We start from the raw sequence: 18,383 nt of genomic DNA, 5'->3' as shown, positions 1-18,383 counted from the left end.
CCTCAATCGCACACCCAGGCAAGCTCGCGGAACTGGTATCGCACGGGGCCGGGCCCGTTGCCGCCCAGTTTGATCACGCGGATCTGGTCGGGGTCCAGTTTTCCGTTGGGATCGGGCGGGCTCCAGCCCGCGCCGAAAACGGCGCGGTCGAACCAGAAGAACACGTCCCGGCTCTCTCCGGGGGGCGGTGGGTTTTCCAGGTCCAGAACGTACGCTGCGCCCGAGGCTTCCTGAAGGATGAGTCGATAGGTTGCGTGGCCCGCGTTGCGTTGGAAACGGAGCAGCAGGCCCTTGCAATGCGGCGGTGGGACCTCGTCCGGTTCCAGGGAAAGTTCCGGGTAAAACCACGGGTCGGCGCCCCCAGGGGCTGCGGCCACTTCGACGCCCTCTTGGAGTTGGCGGATTTCACACGGACCGGCCCCGGAGACGCGCGCCTGCCATCGCGCAGCCCGAACCGTCTGAGGCAGCGCTTTCAGGCCCGAGCTTTCCCCGAAGGGTTCTGGCAAGAGTCGCAAGGACAGCGCGCTGTCCGATTCGCCGCAAAATCGGCCGATGAGGCGTAAGGTGTGAACGAGCGGACCCGGCGTGCGCGGTCCCGTGAGGCGCAGGGCCAGGTCTTGTCGCTCTCCCGGATGCAAAGCGGTGGAGTCGGGGAACTCGACCGTCCACCCTGGCGGAGTTTGGACTTCGAAAGAGCCACGCAGTGGCCGGTCCCCGAAATGGTAAACGCGGATGGGGATTTCGACGGGCGCACCTTTCCTGACCCGGTAAGCCGATTGAGCCAACTCGACGCGGTCTGGGGGCCAGACCGGCTGGAGCACGACCGGCGAAGGGGTCCCGGGCCGGCGCGGCGGGGCCGGTGGCGGGGATTCTTCCACCAAGGTCATGCCCTGCCCGGCGCGAAAGATGAGAAACAGCGGGGCGCGGCCAAGCTGCACGGATTTCGTCACGGGCCGCGGTCGGCCCAAAAGGTCGCGTATCTCCAAAGGCTCCGAGGGCAGTGAGAGGCGCCCGGTTTCTTTTTCGGTCCACGCCACGGCCACATCGCGCCATCGCCCGTCGGGTCGGGCCCGAAAGACAAATAGACGGAGCCCGCGCGCGTCGGCCCGGGCGCGTCCCAGCGGTCGGGCTTCGGCCAGCCATCGGCCCACGGCCGCCAGCGCCACGTAAGCCGGGCGCGGGGTGAGATCGCGGCGCAGAAGGCCGAACTGGGTTTGCCCCTCGACGTAGTGGGGCAGGAGGAAATAGAAGACCGCTGCGGCGCCCTCGTGCAAACTCGCGGCGAAGGTTTTCGCCACCCGCTCGGCCTGGATTCGCAAATCCTCCTCGCTTGGCTCCTGAAGCTGCGGGTCGCCGGCCCAACGCACCGGCAGGGCCGCTTCGGTGACCCAGAAGGGCCGGCCGCCGGAAGTGGCGCGGTGTCGCGCGTAGAGGGCCGGGTACTGATCGAACGGTACGTAATGGTGGAAGTTGTAGGTGTCGAAGTAAGGCCAGGCCAGGTTGGCGTCCAGGTCGGCCAGGTGCGCCGGGTTGGCGTGGGCGAAGACGTTCCAGCCCACCAGGGCGCGCGGATTTCCGGCTTTGATCCCCCACCAGGCGGCCTTTTGGTAGGCGGCCATTTCTGCGCTTGTGTGGCCGCCGAAGACGTGGATGTCCGCTTCGTTCCACGGTTCGAAGGCTTCGACCCGGCCCGCCCAACGTCGGGCCAACGCGGACCAGAAATGATACGCGTCTCGCAGGTCGTCGGGAAACCTCCGCGGGTCGGCCCCCGCCCAGCGCGGCGTATCGTGAATCACCTGCAGCACTTGCAGTCCGGCGGCGCTCTGGGCCTGGGCGGCGCGATCGTAGCGCGTGCCAGCGGCCCACTGCTGGCGCGAGGGCTGGATCTCCGCCCACCGCAGCCGATCCCGCACCCGGACCACGCCCGCGTATTGGCAAAGGGTGGCCACGGCACTCATTTGTTCGGGCGGGTAAAACCACGACATCGCCACGTCCAGACTGACGGGGGAACCGGGTCCCGGCGGGCGTCGCAGCGCGGGCAGGACACCGATGGACACCCACAAGGTTTCCGGACCGCTCACCGGACGGAGACGGTAAAAGCCCGCGGGCAACCGGCCCAGCTCCACGGGCCCGGGGGCGGCTTCCAGGCGGCGAAGCCGATGGCCCTCGAAATCTACGAGGAACCATTCGGCGGGCTCAGCGGGCAGCGACACGCGAACGGATTGTCCCTCGAAGAATACATTGCCCGGAGCCAAGCTGCGCAGCGGCGCCGGCTCTGCAGCGACGTGCGGCGCAATCTCAAGCAGGCCGCACACCGGCACAACCAGAAGCCAAACCACGATTTTCGCAGGGGCCATCCCGGGTGGTGCCTTTCGTGCGCGAGGTGGATGTTTCATGGTCTGATGAACGATGACCCATCCGGAACCGTGGATGTCGAGAAGAAACGCTGGCGCCTGCGGACGAGGCGGCCGGCGGGTAGCGGAGGGGCTTGACGCGCGGGACCTCTGGGGCTTTATTACGAGGCGATGACGCGCTGGGTGCGATGGTGGGCGTGGCTGCTGCTGGCGGCTTGGCTGCCGGCGACCCAGCATTGTCGTTTGGAAGGGTTGGCCGAGTGGGCTGAAGCGGATCCCTGTTGTCCGGCAGGGTGGCCCATGCCGGCGGGTTCTTCTTGCTGCAACGAGTTCTGTGCGGGGCTGGAGCAGGGCTGGCTGCGGGCCGAAGACAAGGATTGGTCCCCGGGCCCGGCGTCGATCTGCGATGTCTGGCTTCCTGGTGGCTGGGAGGCCACGGCCCCAGGTGCGTTGCAAACCAGCGCTTCAGCAAGCGCGGCGTCTTCTTCTGACACCGTCATCGCGCTGTCGCGGTGTTGGCGCTTCCTTTGTCGCGCGGCCCTTCCGCCCCGGGCCCCGGACATGTTGAGCTGAGCGCCCACCGGGCTTCGACTGTCCGGCAAGGGCGAGCTCTCGTCAGGGCAAAGCCGGCCTGACTGCCAGGCGCGAGCAGATTCTCAAGGCTCCACAAGGAGCCAACCGTTTCTTCGCAGCAAGGCAGGTTTGTCTTCGTGTTCGTCTGGATGAGAACTCTTTTCGCTGTTGGGTCGTGCACAATTGGATGCGCGGGCTGGATTTTGGGGTTGGCTGGAGCGACGGCCTCCGCAGGCTTCCCGAGCCCGGAGTCTCCGCATCGTCTGACACTGGAGGCGGCCGTGGAGCTGGCCCTGCGCAACAATCCCGAGGTGCGGGCTGTCCGGGCGCAAGCGGAGGCGACCGTGGCGCGCGCACAGGCTGCTGCCCTTTGGCCGTCGCCCGCTCTGGATTTGGCCCTTGAAGACGCGCCGGCGGCCGGAAAACGGTCCCTGACGGAAGGCAAACAGACGCTGGGTCTGACGCAAACCGTTCCGTGGCCGGGCAAGCAGGGGCTGGACCGTGCAGCTGCCCGGGCGGTTCAACAGGCACAGCAGGCGGCGCTGGCCGTTCATCAGCGGCACCTTGTGCGCGAAGTGAAAGTCGCTTTTCTCCAAGTGCTCGCGGCCGAGCAGGCGCTGGCCCTGGCGCAGGAGCGGGTGCGGCTGGCGGAAGCCGCGGCGTCCAACCTCCAGGAGCGTGTCGCGGCGGGAGATGCCTGGGATACCGAGCGGCTGCAGGCGGAGCTTACCGCCGCGCGTTTGCGAAACGAAACCATGGTGTGGCAGGAACGGCGGGCACAGGCTTGGACGACCCTGAAGTCACTGCTCGGTCAGCCCGATCTGGCCGAGTCGGCTTTGTGCCGGGAAGTGCCTGATCTGCTTCACCAAGCGAAGCGACTGCTCGACACCGTGCCTGACACGACCCGGTCCCCCGAGGTGCAAGCCGCCGAATGGCAGCGGCACCAGGCGGAACTGGAATGGCGTCGGGCCCGGTTAGAAATGTTTCCAGATCCGACGCTCACCGTGGCTGCCGGTCGCGGCGCGGCGCCGGATCGCGACGCGATTGTGGAACTTCGACTGTCTCTGCCGCTTCCCCCCTGGGATGGCGGGCAACGCCGGCGGCAAGAGGCTCGGGCGCGGATGGAGGCGGCCTCGGCGATGGCGTCGGCGGCCCGGGCGCGGCAGCAACGCAACCTCGAGGCGGTTCGCGCACGGCTCCGCTCCGGCGCCGAGCAGGTTGCCCGAGATCACGAGGAGAATTTACCCCGGGCCCGCGCCATGCTGCAGTGGATCGAAATCGCGGTGGCGGAGGGGCGCCTGGGTACCGCCGAGCTCTTGTCAGCCCGCCAGATGCTGGCGGAATGGGAACTGGCCTCGTGGGAACGCTGGTTGGAACTGGCGCAAGCCGTGGCCGAGTACGAGGCCTTGATCGGCTCCGCTTTCTCCGACACCACGACCCCTCAACTTTTTCAAATTTCCCCATGAATCCACACATGCGTCTTCTTCAAAAAATCTCGCTCCTCCTGGCCTTGGTGATGCAAGCCAGTTGCTCCGATCCGGAATCGAAATCGGCAGCTGCGTCGGACACGGACGCCTGCTGTCCCCCGGAGGGCGCCGCGGGTACGACCGCGGCAGACGCGGCTGCACCGGCCGCCTTTTGTGGGGAGCACCGTGTGCCGGAGGCCGAGTGTGGGATTTGCGGTCCGGACCGGTTGCGCGAGCTGCCGCCGGGCCGGGGCTTGCTGGTGCGTCTGCCCGCACCGGCGTCGACGAATCAGGTGACGTTCGTGTCGGTGGAAGAGGCCCTCACTGCAGAGGCGGTGGAATGTCCGGCAGAGCTGGTGCTGGATTCGAACCGGTTGGCGATGGTGGTCGCTCCCGTGGCAGGCATTCTGCGGGAGGTGCACGTGGATTTGGGCGCGCGCGTGGCCTCCGGACAGCCCCTGGCCGCGCTCGGCTCGCCGGCCCTCGCGGAAGCAGTGACACGGTTGGCTTCGAGCTGGCAAACCCTGCAACGCGAGCAGCGGCTGCGCGCACGGCAGATCACGCCGGAAAAAGATTTCCAACAGGCCGAAGCGGAGCACCGACTGGCCCGCGAGCAATTGCGGGCCCTGGGGTTCACGGAACAGGAGATCGAGGGCTGGCTCGAGCCCGGGCGACGGGATCCGTCTCTGGTTGTGCGCGCACCGTTGGATGCCGAAGTGATCGAACGCAATGCCATCCGGGGGGCCTGGGTGGAAGCCGGCCAACGGCTGTTTACCCTGGCGGATCGATCTACGTTGCGGGCGCGGCTGAGCCTGCCGGAGAGCGCTCTGTCGACCCTGCGAATCGGACTGGCGGTCGAACTGTGGCTGGACGCATTGCCGAGCCGGGTCGTGACGGGTCGGGTGGCGTGGATCGCGGCCGAAGTGGACGCGCGCACGCGCCGGCTTCTGGTACTGGCCGAAGTCCCGAACCCCGACGGCCTGTTGCGGGCTCACATGTTCGGGCGGGCGCGGCTGTGGATCGGCCCGCCGCGCGCGACGCTGTGGATCCCGGCGGACGCAGTGCACCGGACGCAGGGGCCCCCGGTGGTGTTCGTGCCGCGGGAGCCTGATCTGTTCGAGGCGCGCGTGGTGCGGCTGGGCCGGGTCGGGGGCCAGCGCGTGGAGGTTTGCGAAGGACTGCAACCGGGCGAATCCGTGGCCGCCACGGGTGGTTTCACCCTCAAGTCGCAACTGTTCCTGTCCCGACTGGGTGCCGGTTGTGCGGAAGATTGATCCCGCGGCTTCCTCAGGGACACGACCATGCTGGAACGCATCATTGTTTTTTCGCTGCAGAACCGCCTGTTGATCTGCGTGCTGGCGGGCCTGTGCACGCTGTTGGGGATTCAAGCCCTGCAGCAACTGCCGGTGGACGCCTTTCCGGACACCACGCCCGTCCAAGTGCAGGTCAACGTCCAGGCACCCGCGCTCAACGCGGAGGAGATCGAGCAACAAATCACTCTGCCCTTGGAGCGGGCCCTCGGCGGGCTGCCCGGCCTGGTCCAGCTTCGGTCTCTGTCCCGATTCGGACTGGCGCAGGTGGTGGCGACGTTTGACGAGGACACGCCCATGCCGCTGGCCCGCCAGTGGGTGGCGGAACGGCTGGCCACGGTGGAGTTGCCGGAGGGAGTCGAACGACCCCGATTGGGACCGATCTCTTCGGGCCTCGGCGAGGTGTTTCACTACGTCGTGCGCACGGACAACCCGGCGCGCAACCTGGCCGAATTGCGCGAGTGGCACGACTGGGTGATCCGGCCGGCGCTTCTTCAGGTCCCGGGCGTGGCCGAGGTCAACACCTGGGGCGGCCTGGAGAAGCAGTACCACGTCGTGCCCGACCCGCAGCTTCTTCTGAAGTACTCGGTCACCGTGGAGGACCTGATCCAGACGCTCCAAGCCAACAACCGCAATGTCGGTGGAGGTGTCATCACCCAGGCCGGCGAAAGCCTGCTGGTGCACGGGCTGGGACGACTCACCCATGTGACGCAAATCGCCAACCTGGTGGTGACGACCCGGGAGGGCGTCCCGGTGCGGGTGGGAGACGTGGCCGAGGTCCACATCGGTCACGGACTCCGCATCGGGGCGGTGACGGCCGAAGGCCGCGGAGAGGCCGTCCTCGGACTGGGATTCATGCTTCTGGGGGAAAACAGTGCCCGCGTCACCCGCGCCCTGAGGGCCAAACTGGCCGAGGTGCAATCCACGCTGCCGGCGGACATTCAGGTCGAGGTCTTCTATGATCGGACCGAGCTGGTGGACCAAGTGATCCGGACGGTCCGACACAACCTGCTGGCCGGCGCGCTGTTGGTGGTGTCGGTCCTGTTCGCGTTCCTCGGCCATCTGCGAGCCGGGCTGATCGTGGCCCTGGCCATCCCGCTCTCCATGTTGTTTGCGGGGCAGATGATGCTGCAGGCGGGCATTGCCGCCAGCCTGCTGAGTCTGGGCGCCATCGATTTTGGTCTGATCGTGGACAGCTCGGTGATCATGGTGGAGAACTGTGCGCGCCACGCAGCGCTGCGACCGAACCGGCCGCTGCTGGAGGTCGTCCGCGAAGCCGCCCTGGAAGTCCGCCGTCCCACCATGTTCGGCGAACTGATCATTCTGATCGTGTTCCTGCCCGTCCTGACGCTCGAGGGGGTGGAGGGGAAGCTGTTCCGGCCCATGGCGCTGACCATGATTTTCGCGCTGTTCGGCGCCATGGTGCTGTCCCTGACGTTGATGCCCGTGCTGGCCAGTTGGTTGTTGCCACGGGCTGCGCGGCAGGAGGAACCCTGGCTGACGCGGTGGCTGGGGCGCGCTTACGCGCCGATCCTGGAGGCGGCCCTCCGCTATCGCACTGCGACCCTCCTGGGTGCGCTGGCGATTGTGGGGGCGGGCGCCCTGCTGGCCGCCCAGCGGGGTGCAGAGTTCCTCCCCCGACTCGGTGAGGGGGCGCTGGCGATCAACATCGTGCGTCTCACAGGCGTGTCCGTGGAGGAGGCTGCCGCGGGCAATACGTGGATCGAACGGGAACTGTTGCGGGAGTTCCCGGACGAGATCGCGCGGGTCTGGAGCCGGCTCGGCTCGGCGGAAGTGGCCACGGACCCGATGGGGATCGAGGTGACGGACGTCTTCGTGGCGTTGAAGCCGCGACATGCGTGGAAGCGCGCGCGGACTCAGGCCGAACTGGCGGAAGCGATGCGCCAGGTGCTGGCGCGGGTCCCGGGCATTCGCGTGGCGTTCAGCCAGCCCATCGAAATGCGGGTCAATGAAATGATCGCCGGTCTGCGGGGCGATGTGGCGGTGAAGGTGTTCGGCGAGGACCTTGCCACGCTGCGCTCGTTGGCCGAGCGAATCGGCCAAGTCCTGGCCGACGTGCCTGGCGCGCGAGATGTGGCATTGGAGCCGTGGACCGGGCAGCCGGTTTTGCAAGTCGTGGCGCGATCCGACAGTGCCGATCGCCTTGGCGTGGCGGCGGACGAAATCCTCACAGCCGTGGAGCTGGTCGGAGGTCTGGCCGTGGGCGACGTGCAGGAAGGACTGCGCCGGTTCCCCCTGGTGGTGCGCTGGCCGGACTCCATTCGACGTGACCCGGATACCCTGTCCGGGCTCTTGTTGCCCCTCAGCTCGGGCGCGTGGCTTCCGCTCGGGCAATTGGCGCTGTTCAACCAGACCGAGGGATTGGCAGTGATCCAGCGCGAGTGGGGGCAGCGCCGCGTGGCGGTGCAGGCCAATGTCCAGGGCCGCGATGTCGCCGGCTTCGTGGCGGAGGCGCAACGCCGGGTGGCCGAACAGGTCCGGCTACCTGCGGGGTACCGCCTCGAATGGGGCGGCCAGTTCGAACACTACCAACGGGCGGTGCGACGTTTGCAGTTCATCGTCCCCGTGGCATTGGGGCTGGTGTTCTTCCTGCTCTATCTCAGCCTGCGGTCCTGGCGGGACGTGGCCATGGTGGCCACCGGGATCCCGTTGGGAGCCGTCGGCGGTGTGGTGGCTCTGTGGCTCCGGGACATGCCGTTCACCGTCAGTGCCGCCATCGGATTCATCGCGCTCAGCGGCGTGGCGATCCTCAACGGGCTGGTGCTGGTCACGTTCATGCGTCAGCGACTTGCCATCGGGATCCCGTGGGAAACCGCGGTGCGAGAGGCTTGCCGCGTGCGACTGCGACCGGTGCTGATGACGGCGTTGGTGGCCGCGGCCGGGTTCCTGCCCATGGCGTTGAACACCGGGGTCGGCGCCGAAGTGCAACGACCGTTGGCCACCGTGGTGATCGGCGGCGTGCTGACCAACACCTTGCTGACGTTGGTGGTGCTCCCGGCGCTTTACGTTACGTGGCGGAGTCCGGAGGCCGCTCGCTGAAAAAGTGTGGGCCGGGAGCGCGAAACGAACCCGGCCAGTGGGTTCCCCGCTCGGCGGTCTCTCTCATGGCTCTCTGGGAGCTGCAAGCTCCGGACCGCATCGGCTTTCGGCATTCCCGAGCCCGCGACTGTCCCGAGCCCACGCGTGGGAAGGAGGCCGGGACTCTAAAAGTTGAATTCGACCTGGGCCCAGACCTTGTGCACCTGGAAGGCATAGGGCGCGTCCTGGCCATCGTAATAGGCGTACTTGGCCAGCAGGGTCCAATGCTTGCCGAAGCGACGCGAGGCCAGAAGGTCGAATTCCTGCCCGAAATCGGCATCGCCAGCGTCGGAATCGAACTTGTGGTACACGAAGCGGACCGGAATCTGCCCCGGCAGTGTGACCTGGAAAAAGCCGTACAGATCGCGGAGTCCGGCGTTGGGGGTGGCGAGAAACACGTCCGCCCATCCGTTGAAGGCGTGCAGGGTGGCCAGGGGAGTGCGAAAACCGGCTCCGTTGTCACTGCCCAGCAATTCCCAGCCGGCTCCCGCGAGCACGGGCGACCGATGCACCGAAAGTTCCAGGGCATAGTAAGGGGCCTCGTAGTCCAGCGCACTGCGGCGATAATCCGTCTGGCGCGCTGCTTCGGCCCGGTATTCCAACTTCAATTGATCCGTCAGAGGGGCGGAGCCGGTCAGGGCCAGGCCGTAGGTGGCACAGGATTGGTTGAAGCCGGCAGGGTTCTGCAGGTCGAGCAGGTACACGTAGCCCACGAGCTGGGCAGCGGCATGCGCGTTCCAGGCCAGGTGAATCAAGTGCGAATCCGACTCGAAGTCGCGGTTGGCAGGGGGCAGCCCGCTCACGTTTCCGAAAACCCGACGCACGTCCCACACATAGGCGTAGTCCAGCGTCAGGCGCGGCACCGGGCTCCATCGAACGCTGGCGGCGTCGTAGGTCTGCATGTTCTGGCGCCAACCCACGTCCCCGATGAACCGGTGGTTGTCGAAGACAATGCGCTGGCGTCCCACCTTCAGGCCCAACACGTTGGTCCAGGTCCACGCCAGCCAGGCCTGGTTGATCTCGGTGGTTTCGGGATCAGCGACCACGGGCCGGCCGGGTTGTTGATTGGCGCCGGCGGCGTTGTATGCGTCTTCGTCCAGCGCCAGGATGTTCTCCGCCTCCAGCATGCCTTGAACTCCGTACAAAGGTGCGGTGGTAAAGCCGAAGCGGGTCCGGATCGTCCCGGCGTGCGCATCCAGGGGCAGGCTGTTCTGGTGCACAAATTCGTAACGGGCCCGCACGTTGGCGGAGAAGGTCCCGCCGGTAAACGCGCCCGGCAAGGTTTGGGTGAAGAACCCGGCAGCGGGACCGGCGGCGGTGCCGGAAGCGGTTTTCGGAGTCTCTTGCGCGATGGCGCCGGCGGCCCCGGCTGCCATCACCAGCCCGGCCAGCCCTGCCCAGGTTCGCAGAAATGCTGTTGCTCGTCGCTTCATAAACGATGTCATTCCATTAAAGATCCTTGTTCGTCCCCCATCCTATGCGGAACGGGGGGCCCGGCCTTGACGGAAATCAAGGTTCGACCCGGAACTAACGTCCGGCTCGCCGACCCCGTGGCCCCACCTACGCGGGGCCCGATTGTTCCACGAGCCTCAGCGGGTGCCAAGCAGCGAGGGCAATCCTGACCGCAGCGTGCTGCGGAACGTGCGACGCGGGAGACTCCAGAAAAGCAAGGTCGCGGCAGGCAAAGGGAGCCGGTCGCCGGCTTGCATCCAGCCGGCCGGTGGCCCGCGCGCGCCCGGCCGGTTCGTCCCGGCGGTCATCGGCTCCGGGGCCGAGACACGCTCCATCTCCAGTTTTGCATTTCCCAGCAAGCCCGGCGGAATTTGAGGGGGTCTTCGTCGCAGGAAAGCCGGGGAAAACGGCGTTTTTTGGATCCGTGGGGCCGGCGCTCGAAAACCAAGGTGCGCCCTTTGCCGGCCACGGACCACACCGGCCCGCCGCGCGCCGGCAGGGCACCTTCCCCCAACCGAGGGCAAAGGCGCGCGAGTTCCGTCTCCCAACCCACGGCGCCCTGGAAGGGCGCGCCCCCAAGGCCCCGTCGTGGAGGCCGGCCGGTGCCCGCTGGATGGCGCCTGTTCGGGGCAGGATGAATTGCGCGAACACTGAGGGTGTTGGCCTGGACTGGCGCGTCGTCGCCCTGTGGGGGCGCGGATGGAGCGAGCCCGAGGCGGAATGATTCCGCCGGCACCGAGGGACTCCGGTGGTCTTTGAGGGCGGCACCCTGAACGGGCGCCTCGACATCACGGGATTGGCAAACCCAACGCGCGTCAAAGGCGCGAAAGCCCTTGCAACCCTCGATGGGTTTGATGAGAGTGAATCCGCATGGGGCTGCCATGGCGAACGATCGCTTGCAGTGCTGGCGCAGGCAGGGATCCCGGCGCCCCGGATCCACTGTCCGACGTATTTGAGCTTCTCCACGCCCCGAAAGCCCGGCGGAATCTTGGGTGCGCCCGGTCCGGGAAAGCCGCGGGAAAGGGGCCGGTCCCTGCGATGCTTGGATCCGGGGCTCAAAAACTGGGATGCATTCGAGGCCGGATCGACTCAGTGCAAAGCCCTTTACCTTTCCCGATGGGTTGCGGGTCGCAATTCGCGTTCACAATCTTGGTGCACCGAAAGCCAAAAAATGCTAAGCCCTCGGCGGAGCACGATGGCATGATGGGCGCGGCAGTGATGGAACGGTCGGGAAGTGACCGGGCCCACGCCGGGCAACGGAACCAGCGTTTATGATTGCCACTCTTGCCACGCCGAGGCGCAAACGGGTCCAAGAGGCTCTGACCCGGGCCGGTAGCGACAAGCGCTTCAAGATCCTCGAAGCGCACATGAAGAAGCATCAGCATCGGCAGGATGCCCTCATCGAGATCCTCCACAAGGCTCAAGAGTTGTTCGGGTATCTGGATGACGATCAGCTGTTGTTCGTGGCCCATCGGCTCAAGCTGCCGCCCAGCCGGGTCTACGGCGTGGCCACGTTCTATCATTTCTTCCGCCTGAAGCCCAAGGGCGAGCACACCTGTGTGGTGTGCATGGGCACGGCCTGCTACGTGAAGGGCGCGGACAAGATTCTCGCCGCCATCGAACAATTCGCGGGGGTCCACGCCGGAGAGACCACGCCCGACGGTCGGGTCTCGGTGCTGACGGCTCGTTGTATCGGGGCCTGCGGGATTGCCCCGGCGGTGGTGTACGACGGCAATGTGGCACCGCGTCAAACGCCGGAGAGTGCTGTGGCCACGATCCAATCCTGGATGAATCATGGATCTTAACCAATTGCTTGCGATCAAGGAGAGGGAGCTGGCTTCGCGCAAGCCGTACACGCTCCGCGTCTGCACGGCCGCCGGTTGTTTGTCGGCGGGCAGCGACAAGGTGAAGGAACGGTTGGAGCAGGCGGTGGCGGATGCGGGATTGCGGGACCAGGTGGAGGTGCGCTGTGTGGGCTGTCTGCGTCTGTGTTGCCAGGGCCCGCTGGTGCACGTGGACCCGGTCAACGAGCTGTACCAGAAAGTGAGCGCCGAAACCGCGGCGGCTTTGTTGGAGCGGGTGCGCGGGGGCAGACCGGCGCTGGAGCAGGCGGATCTGCAGCACCCGTTTTTCACCAAACAGCTCCCCATCGTGCTGGCCAACAGCGGCGTGGTGGATCCGGAACGCATCGAGTCCTACATCGCCGCCGACGGATACCGCGCGTTGCACGATGCGGTCATCGAGATGGAGCCGCGCGAGGTGATCCAGGCGGTCACCACCAGCGGGCTGCGCGGTCGGGGGGGAGCGGGCTTCCCCACCGGCCTCAAATGGAGCACGGTGGCCAAGTCCACCGGCCCGCGCAAATTCGTCGTGTGCAATGCCGACGAGGGCGATCCGGGCGCGTTCATGGACCGCAGTGTGTTGGAAAGCGATCCGCACAGTGTTTTGGAGGGCATGGCGATTGCGGCCTACGCGGTGGGGGCCGAGCAGGGATTCATCTATGTGCGGGCCGAGTACCCGTTGGCGATCCGGCGCCTGCGGCTGGCCATCGACCAGGCGCGGCGACTGGGCATCCTCGGCAGCGGCATCTTCGGGTCGCCGCTCAACTTCAATGTCGAACTGCGAATCGGCGCCGGCGCCTTCGTGTGTGGCGAGGAGACGGCGTTGATGGCCTCCATCGAGGGGCGCCGCGGCACGCCGCGGCCGCGGCCGCCGTTTCCCGCCGAGAGCGGGCTGTGGGGCTGTCCCACGCTGATCAACAACGTGGAAACGTTCGCCAATGTGCCGGCGATCATTCGCAACGGAGCCGAGTGGTTTGCCAGCATCGGGACCGAAAAGAGCAAGGGCACCAAGGTCTTTGCCCTGGCGGGCCGGGTGAAGAACACCGGGTTGATCGAGGTGCCCATGGGCACCACGCTGCGCACGATTGTGGAGGAAATGGGCGGCGGGGCCCCGGGCGGCGCCCGGATCAAAGCCGTGCAGACCGGCGGGCCCTCCGGCGGCTGTGTTCCGGCGGAGTTGATGGACGTGGAGGTGGACTACGAGTCGCTCACGCGCCTCGGTTCCATCATGGGATCCGGAGGCATGATCGTCATGGACGAGACCACCGACATGGTGGACGTGGCCCGCTTCTTCATGGAGTTCTGCAAGGACGAATCCTGCGGCAAGTGCATCCCGTGCCGCGCGGGCACGGTGCAGATGCACGGACTGCTGACCAAGATTCTTGAAGGAGGTGCCACGGCCCGGGACCTCGCCATTCTCGAAGAGCTTTGCGACATGGTCAAACACACGAGCCTGTGCGGGCTGGGCCAGACGGCCCCCAATCCCGTGTTGAGCACGCTGCGGTTCTTCCGGCACGAATACGAACGGCGGCTGCGTCCGGAACGCACCCCGGCAAGCGCGCCCCGGCCCGCCACCGCCCTTTGATGGAGGATCTGTTCCATGGCCGCGTTAACTCTCACGATCGACGGCAAACCGGTCAGCGCCCCCGCCGGCACCACCGTGTTGGAAGCGGCGCAGGACGCCGGCATTCGCATTCCGACCCTCTGTCATTTGGAGGGCGTCTATGACGTGGGCGCCTGCCGGCTCTGCCTGGTGGAGGTGGCCGGCTCCAACAAATTGCTCCCGGCCTGCACCACCAAAATCGCCGAAGGCATGGAGGTCTGGACCGACACCGACCGGCTCCGGAAGTACCGGCGCATGACCCTCGAACTGTTGTTTGCCGAGCGCAATCATGTCTGCGCGGTCTGCGTGGCCAATGGGAACTGCGAACTGCAGACGCTGGCCTGGGAGGCGGGGATGGACCACGTGCGCTACCCCTACCAGCATCCGCACCTGGAAGTGGACCAGACCCATCCGCTCTTCGGCATGGACCACAACCGGTGCATTCTCTGCACACGCTGCGTGCGGGTTTGCTGGCACATCGAAGGGGCCGGCACCAAAAACGTGGCCGGTCGCGGAGCCGACTGTCGCATCATTACCGACCTGAACCAGCCCTGGGGCGAATCGGACACCTGCACCCATTGCGGGAAGTGTGTCATGGCCTGTCCCACCGGGGCCCTCTACTACAAGGGCGTGGCCACCGGCGAAATGATCCGGGACCGCCACAAACTCGAGTTCATCGTCACTGCCCGGGAGCAAAAACAATGGATCGCTTGAAACTGGCCACGGTCTGGCTGGGCGGCTGTTCCGGCTGCCACATGTCGTTCCTCGATCTGGACGAGTTCCTCCTGGAACTGGCCGCCCGGGTGGAACTGGTGTACAGCCCGCTGGTGGACACCAAGGAGTATCCGGAAGGCGTGGACGTCTGCCTCATCGAAGGGGCCGTGGCGAACACGGATCACCTCGAACTGTTGGAACGCATCCGGCAACGGACGCGCGTGCTGGTGAGCTTCGGCGATTGCGCCGTCACCGGCAACGTCACGGCCCTGCGCAATGTGCTGGGCCCGCGCAATGCCGAGCAGGTTCTCCAGCGCGCCTACCTCGAATGCGCCCAGGATAATCCCACGCTGCCGCGGGCCGAGGGGATCGTGCCCCCGTTGCTCCCGCAGGTGCTTCCGGTGCACCAGGTGGTCCCGGTCGAGCATTACCTGCCCGGGTGTCCGCCGCCGGCCGACCGGATCCGGGCCGTCCTGGTCGCGCTGTTGGAGGGCCATGCGCCGGCCCTGGAGGGGCCTCAACTCAAATTTGGCTGAACCATGAACGCCGTGTGCCTTGGAATTTGGCCGAAGGCCGGCAGGTCGGCAGCCCGGTCCGTTTTTGTCCGACCTCTCGGCCACGGTCGCCTGCTGCGCTGCCATGTCCCAACGCATCGTCATTGATCCCGTCACCCGCATCGAGGGCCACGCCAAGATCAGCCTCCATCTCGACGAGGCCGGCAACGTCGTGGACGCCGAGTTTCACGTCGTCGAGTTCCGGGGCTTCGAAAAATTCTGCGAGGGCCGGCCCTTCAGCGAGATGCCCGGGCTGACCGCCCGCGTCTGCGGAATCTGTCCGGTGAGTCACCTGTTGGCCTCCGCCAAGGCCGGAGACGCCATCATGGCCGTGGACATTCCGCCCGCGGCGGAAAAGCTGCGTCGGCTGATGAACCTGGGCCAGATCATTCAGAGTCACGCACTGAGTTTCTTCCATTTGAGCGCCCCGGATTTTGTGCTGGGCTGGGACACCCCGCCCGCGCAGCGCAATCTGTTCGGCTTGATCGCCGCCCAGCCGGACCTGGCCCGGGCCGGCATCCGGCTGCGCCAGTTTGGTCAGGAGGTGATCGAGCGATTGGGTGGGCGCAAGATCCATCCCTCGTGGGCCGTGCCCGGTGGCGTGCGCAACCCGCTGACGCCCGAGGGGCGCGACCGCATTCGCACATGGCTGCCCGAGGCCAAAGCCACCGCCCAGCGCGCCCTGGAGCTGTTCAAGAAATGTCTCAAGACCCACGGCCGCGAGGTGCAGATCTACGGCAATTTCCCTTCGCTCTTCATGAGCCTGGTGGCCGCCGACGGCACCTGGGAGCATTACGGCGGGCGGCTGTGTTTCGTGGACAGCAGCGGGAATGTGCTGGCCGACCAGGTGGACCCGCAGCGATACGACGAGGTCATAGGCGAGTCGGTTCAAACCAGTTCGTACCTCAAATCCCCCTACTACCGTCCCCTGGGCATGCCGGAGGGGATGTATCGGGTGGGGCCGTTGGCCCGGCTCAACGTGGCCCGGCAAATGGGCACGCCGCTGGCGGACGCCGAGCTGCGCTACTTCAAGAAACTGGGCCGGGGTGCGGTGACCTCGTCGTTTCTCTATCACTACGCACGGTTGATCGAGATCCTGGCCTGCGTGGAACGCATCGAGCAGATGATCGAGGATCCTGACCTGTTGAGCTCCGACCTTCGGGCCAATGCCGGCATCAACAGCCTGCGCGGCGTGGGCGTCAGCGAAGCGCCCCGGGGCACGCTCTTCCATGACTACACCGTGGATCGCCACGGGATCCTGCAGCGCGTCAACCTGATCATTGCCACGGGACAAAACAACCTGGCCATGAACCGGACCGTGGCCCAAATCGCACGGCACTACGTCCGCGGCATCCCGGTGCCCGAGGCCGTGCTCAACCGCATCGAACACGGCATTCGGTGTTTCGATCCCTGTCTGAGCTGTTCGACTCACGCAGCCGGGCGAATGCCCCTGCTGGTGCGCGTGTTGGGGCCGAATGGGGAACTGCTCCAGGAATTGCGACGGGACTGACGCTGCGACCCGCGGCGCCGCTCCATCCCCGGCTTCCATCCTGATCATCGGGTATGGAAACACTCTGCGGCGCGACGATGGGGTGGGCGTTTCTGTGGCCGAGCGCCTGGCTACCCAACCACGTTCCGGGGTGCAGATCATTGCCTGCCATCAACTCACCCCCGAACTGGCCGAACCGATCAGCCGCGCAGCAGCGGTGGTTTTCGTGGATGCCGTGGCCGACGGGCCACGGCACGTCCGAATGCGCCGCATCCGTGCCAGGGCAGTTGTCCCTTCCCTGGCCCACGCCAGTTCGCCCGCCCTGTTGTTGGGCCTGGCTCGCGCCGTGTTCGGTCGGCAACCCCCGGCGTGGCTTCTGACGATCCCTGGCGAAGACTTCGGACTGGGCGAGGGCTTTTCGACCCTGGCGCAGGCGGGTGTCCGAACGGCTCTGGAGCGGATCGAAGCGTGGCTGCGCCGACAACAACTCCCTTGCGCCCGCGCCGGCAAAAACGGTCTCGGCCGAACATCCCCGGCCGGCTCCTTCGCCGATCAAGCCTGAACCCCTCGCCGATCCCGCTCGCCCAGCAACCCGCCGGGTCCGGCGTACATCCGCGCGGACCAGGGAAACGGGACTTCGACGCCAGGGCGCCGTCTTGGGCAGAAAGCGAAGCGCCAAACCGGCCGGCGCGGAGCCGGGTTCCCATTCCGAGTCTCCCAATAAAACCGCGGGGGAAACCTTTCAGCCGCATCTTTGTCGGCACGCCGGAAGCGCCCCGGCAGAGCTGGCCGGCACCTGCGGTTGCCCGGTCAGTGGACGAGGACACGCAGATGCCCCACCTGCGTGCCGCATGTGCGCCGCCACTAAAAACGGTGCGATGCGAGCCATCCTCCGACCGAGGGTGGCACGGCTGGCCCGGGAAGTGGATTCGGGACGCGCCGGCTTCCGCAGCCAGCCCATTCCGGTTTTTGGACACCCCCGAAAAGGCCGACGGAGTTTCGGGCTCCTCGGCCCCGGAAAACCGAGGGAAAGGGCTCGGGACTTTTGAATCGCGGCTCAAAACCGAGATGTGCCCTCCGCTGTGCACGAATCCCATGGGCCCATCCACGCGCCGAGGGCCATCCCATCCACCAACCCGGGGCAACGCCGCGGGAAGCCGGCACCCCAAACCCCATCGCGCCCAGAAAAGGCGCAACTCGAGGAGGCCCATCGCGAGGGCCGGGTTTGCCACACTGAATGCCGCCCCTTCAGGCCGGAATGAATGAAGGCGCCCCGTTTCCCCGGGGCGTTGCCCTAGGCTGGTGAATTCCCGCCCCCATGGGGCAACAACACGGCGCGCCGAAGGCGCAACCGTTCGCCCGTCATGGGTGCGACCTCGTTGCGCAAGGGGGACGCCGGGTTGGTGGATTCTCCTTCCCAACGGGGCAACCGTGGTGTGCGCTGAGGGCGCAGCCATTCACCCGGCAACGAGGCAGCCGAGCCGCCCCTTGGGCGGCGCACGTGCGCGCCGTTGGGTCATCGCACGGCGCCTCGCGGGCGCGAATACCTTCCCGACCCTCCACGGGTTGGGAGGAATGAATCTCCAGAGGCTGCTTTGGAGGATCGTCGCGTGCGGCGCTGGCGCAGACAGGGCCCCGGCGCTGCGGATCGGCTGTCCGGCGCATTTCAGGTTTCGCACACCTCCGAAAAGCCCGGCGGGTTTTCGCGCGTCCTCGGCGCAGGAAGGTCGAGGGAAAGGGCATGGGCTTCGGATCCTTGCTTCCGGGCTTCATCACGGAAATACGCCCTTTCGCAGCTTCGGATGTACCGCAGACTTGTCTGGATGAGATGCGGTCGGCAACGTATGGGTCCGCGATGCCGAATCTCGCGACATTGACGCGTCGAGCCCGGGAAAGCGCGCCGCCTGAAGAAGCGGGCGATCCCGGAA

General features: G+C 66.6%; 11 protein-coding genes. 9 read left to right on the top strand and 2 right to left on the bottom strand.

What is annotated here, in order from left to right; translation table 11 throughout:
- Positions 1–2: 2 nt before the first annotated feature.
- Complete coding sequence (locus tag ACPDIT_RS12600; RefSeq protein WP_423444017.1) at positions 3–2,357, bottom strand: hypothetical protein; 2,355 nt, start codon at positions 2,355–2,357, stop codon at positions 3–5.
- Positions 2,358–3,208: 851 nt separating this feature from the next.
- On the opposite strand from ACPDIT_RS12600, the gene ACPDIT_RS12595 reads away from it, so the two are divergent.
- Genes ACPDIT_RS12595 through ACPDIT_RS12585 form a run of 3 tightly spaced genes read left to right on the top strand, consistent with a single transcriptional unit; the run spans position 3,209 to position 8,763 of the window.
- Positions 3,209–4,393, top strand: a complete 1,185-nt coding sequence (locus ACPDIT_RS12595) for a TolC family protein (RefSeq protein WP_423444016.1) — start codon at positions 3,209–3,211, stop codon at positions 4,391–4,393.
- A complete protein-coding gene (locus ACPDIT_RS12590) occupies positions 4,390–5,667 on the top strand; it encodes an efflux RND transporter periplasmic adaptor subunit (protein ID WP_423444014.1) in 1,278 nt (425 codons plus the stop codon). Before ACPDIT_RS12595 ends, ACPDIT_RS12590 begins: the two co-directional genes overlap by 4 nt.
- A 27-nt stretch (positions 5,668–5,694) precedes the next feature.
- Positions 5,695–8,763, top strand: coding sequence for an efflux RND transporter permease subunit (locus ACPDIT_RS12585; protein ID WP_423444012.1), 3,069 nt, complete (start codon positions 5,695–5,697; stop codon positions 8,761–8,763).
- A gap of 164 nt (positions 8,764–8,927) precedes the next feature.
- Here the strand turns inward: ACPDIT_RS12585 and ACPDIT_RS12580 are convergent, their stop codons facing one another.
- Positions 8,928–10,235, bottom strand: a complete 1,308-nt coding sequence (locus tag ACPDIT_RS12580) for an alginate export family protein (RefSeq protein WP_423444010.1) — start codon at positions 10,233–10,235, stop codon at positions 8,928–8,930.
- Positions 10,236–11,525: 1,290 nt separating this feature from the next.
- Here ACPDIT_RS12580 and hoxE point away from each other — a divergent pair.
- From hoxE to ACPDIT_RS12550, 6 genes are all read left to right on the top strand, one after another.
- Positions 11,526–12,059, top strand: coding sequence for a bidirectional hydrogenase complex protein HoxE (gene hoxE / locus ACPDIT_RS12575; protein WP_423444008.1), 534 nt, complete (start codon positions 11,526–11,528; stop codon positions 12,057–12,059).
- Positions 12,049–13,680: an NADH-quinone oxidoreductase subunit NuoF gene (nuoF, locus tag ACPDIT_RS12570; protein ID WP_423444006.1), complete on the top strand. Its 1,632-nt coding sequence runs from the start codon at positions 12,049–12,051 to the stop codon at positions 13,678–13,680. Before hoxE ends, nuoF begins: the two co-directional genes overlap by 11 nt.
- Positions 13,681–13,695: 15 nt before the next feature.
- Positions 13,696–14,412: a bidirectional hydrogenase complex protein HoxU gene (gene hoxU, locus ACPDIT_RS12565; protein WP_423444005.1), complete on the top strand. Its 717-nt coding sequence runs from the start codon at positions 13,696–13,698 to the stop codon at positions 14,410–14,412.
- Positions 14,400–14,948, top strand: coding sequence for an oxidoreductase (locus ACPDIT_RS12560; RefSeq protein ID WP_423444003.1), 549 nt, complete (start codon positions 14,400–14,402; stop codon positions 14,946–14,948). The genes hoxU and ACPDIT_RS12560 overlap by 13 nt, the downstream gene beginning before the upstream one ends.
- Positions 14,949–15,051: 103 nt before the next feature.
- A complete protein-coding gene (locus tag ACPDIT_RS12555; RefSeq protein WP_423444001.1) occupies positions 15,052–16,476 on the top strand; it encodes a Ni/Fe hydrogenase subunit alpha in 1,425 nt (474 codons plus the stop codon).
- The gene (locus tag ACPDIT_RS12550) at positions 16,442–17,017 is read left to right on the top strand and encodes a hydrogenase maturation protease (protein ID WP_423443999.1); all 576 of its coding nucleotides are present in this window, start codon (positions 16,442–16,444) and stop codon (positions 17,015–17,017) included. Before ACPDIT_RS12555 ends, ACPDIT_RS12550 begins: the two co-directional genes overlap by 35 nt.
- Positions 17,018–18,383: the final 1,366 nt, after the last annotated feature.

Source organism: Limisphaera sp. VF-2 (genome assembly GCF_049537125.1).
Classification (GTDB): Bacteria; Verrucomicrobiota; Verrucomicrobiia; order Limisphaerales; family Limisphaeraceae; genus Limisphaera.
Note: the sequence above shows the minus strand (reverse complement) of the source record. Positions and strands in the feature narration are given on the sequence as shown.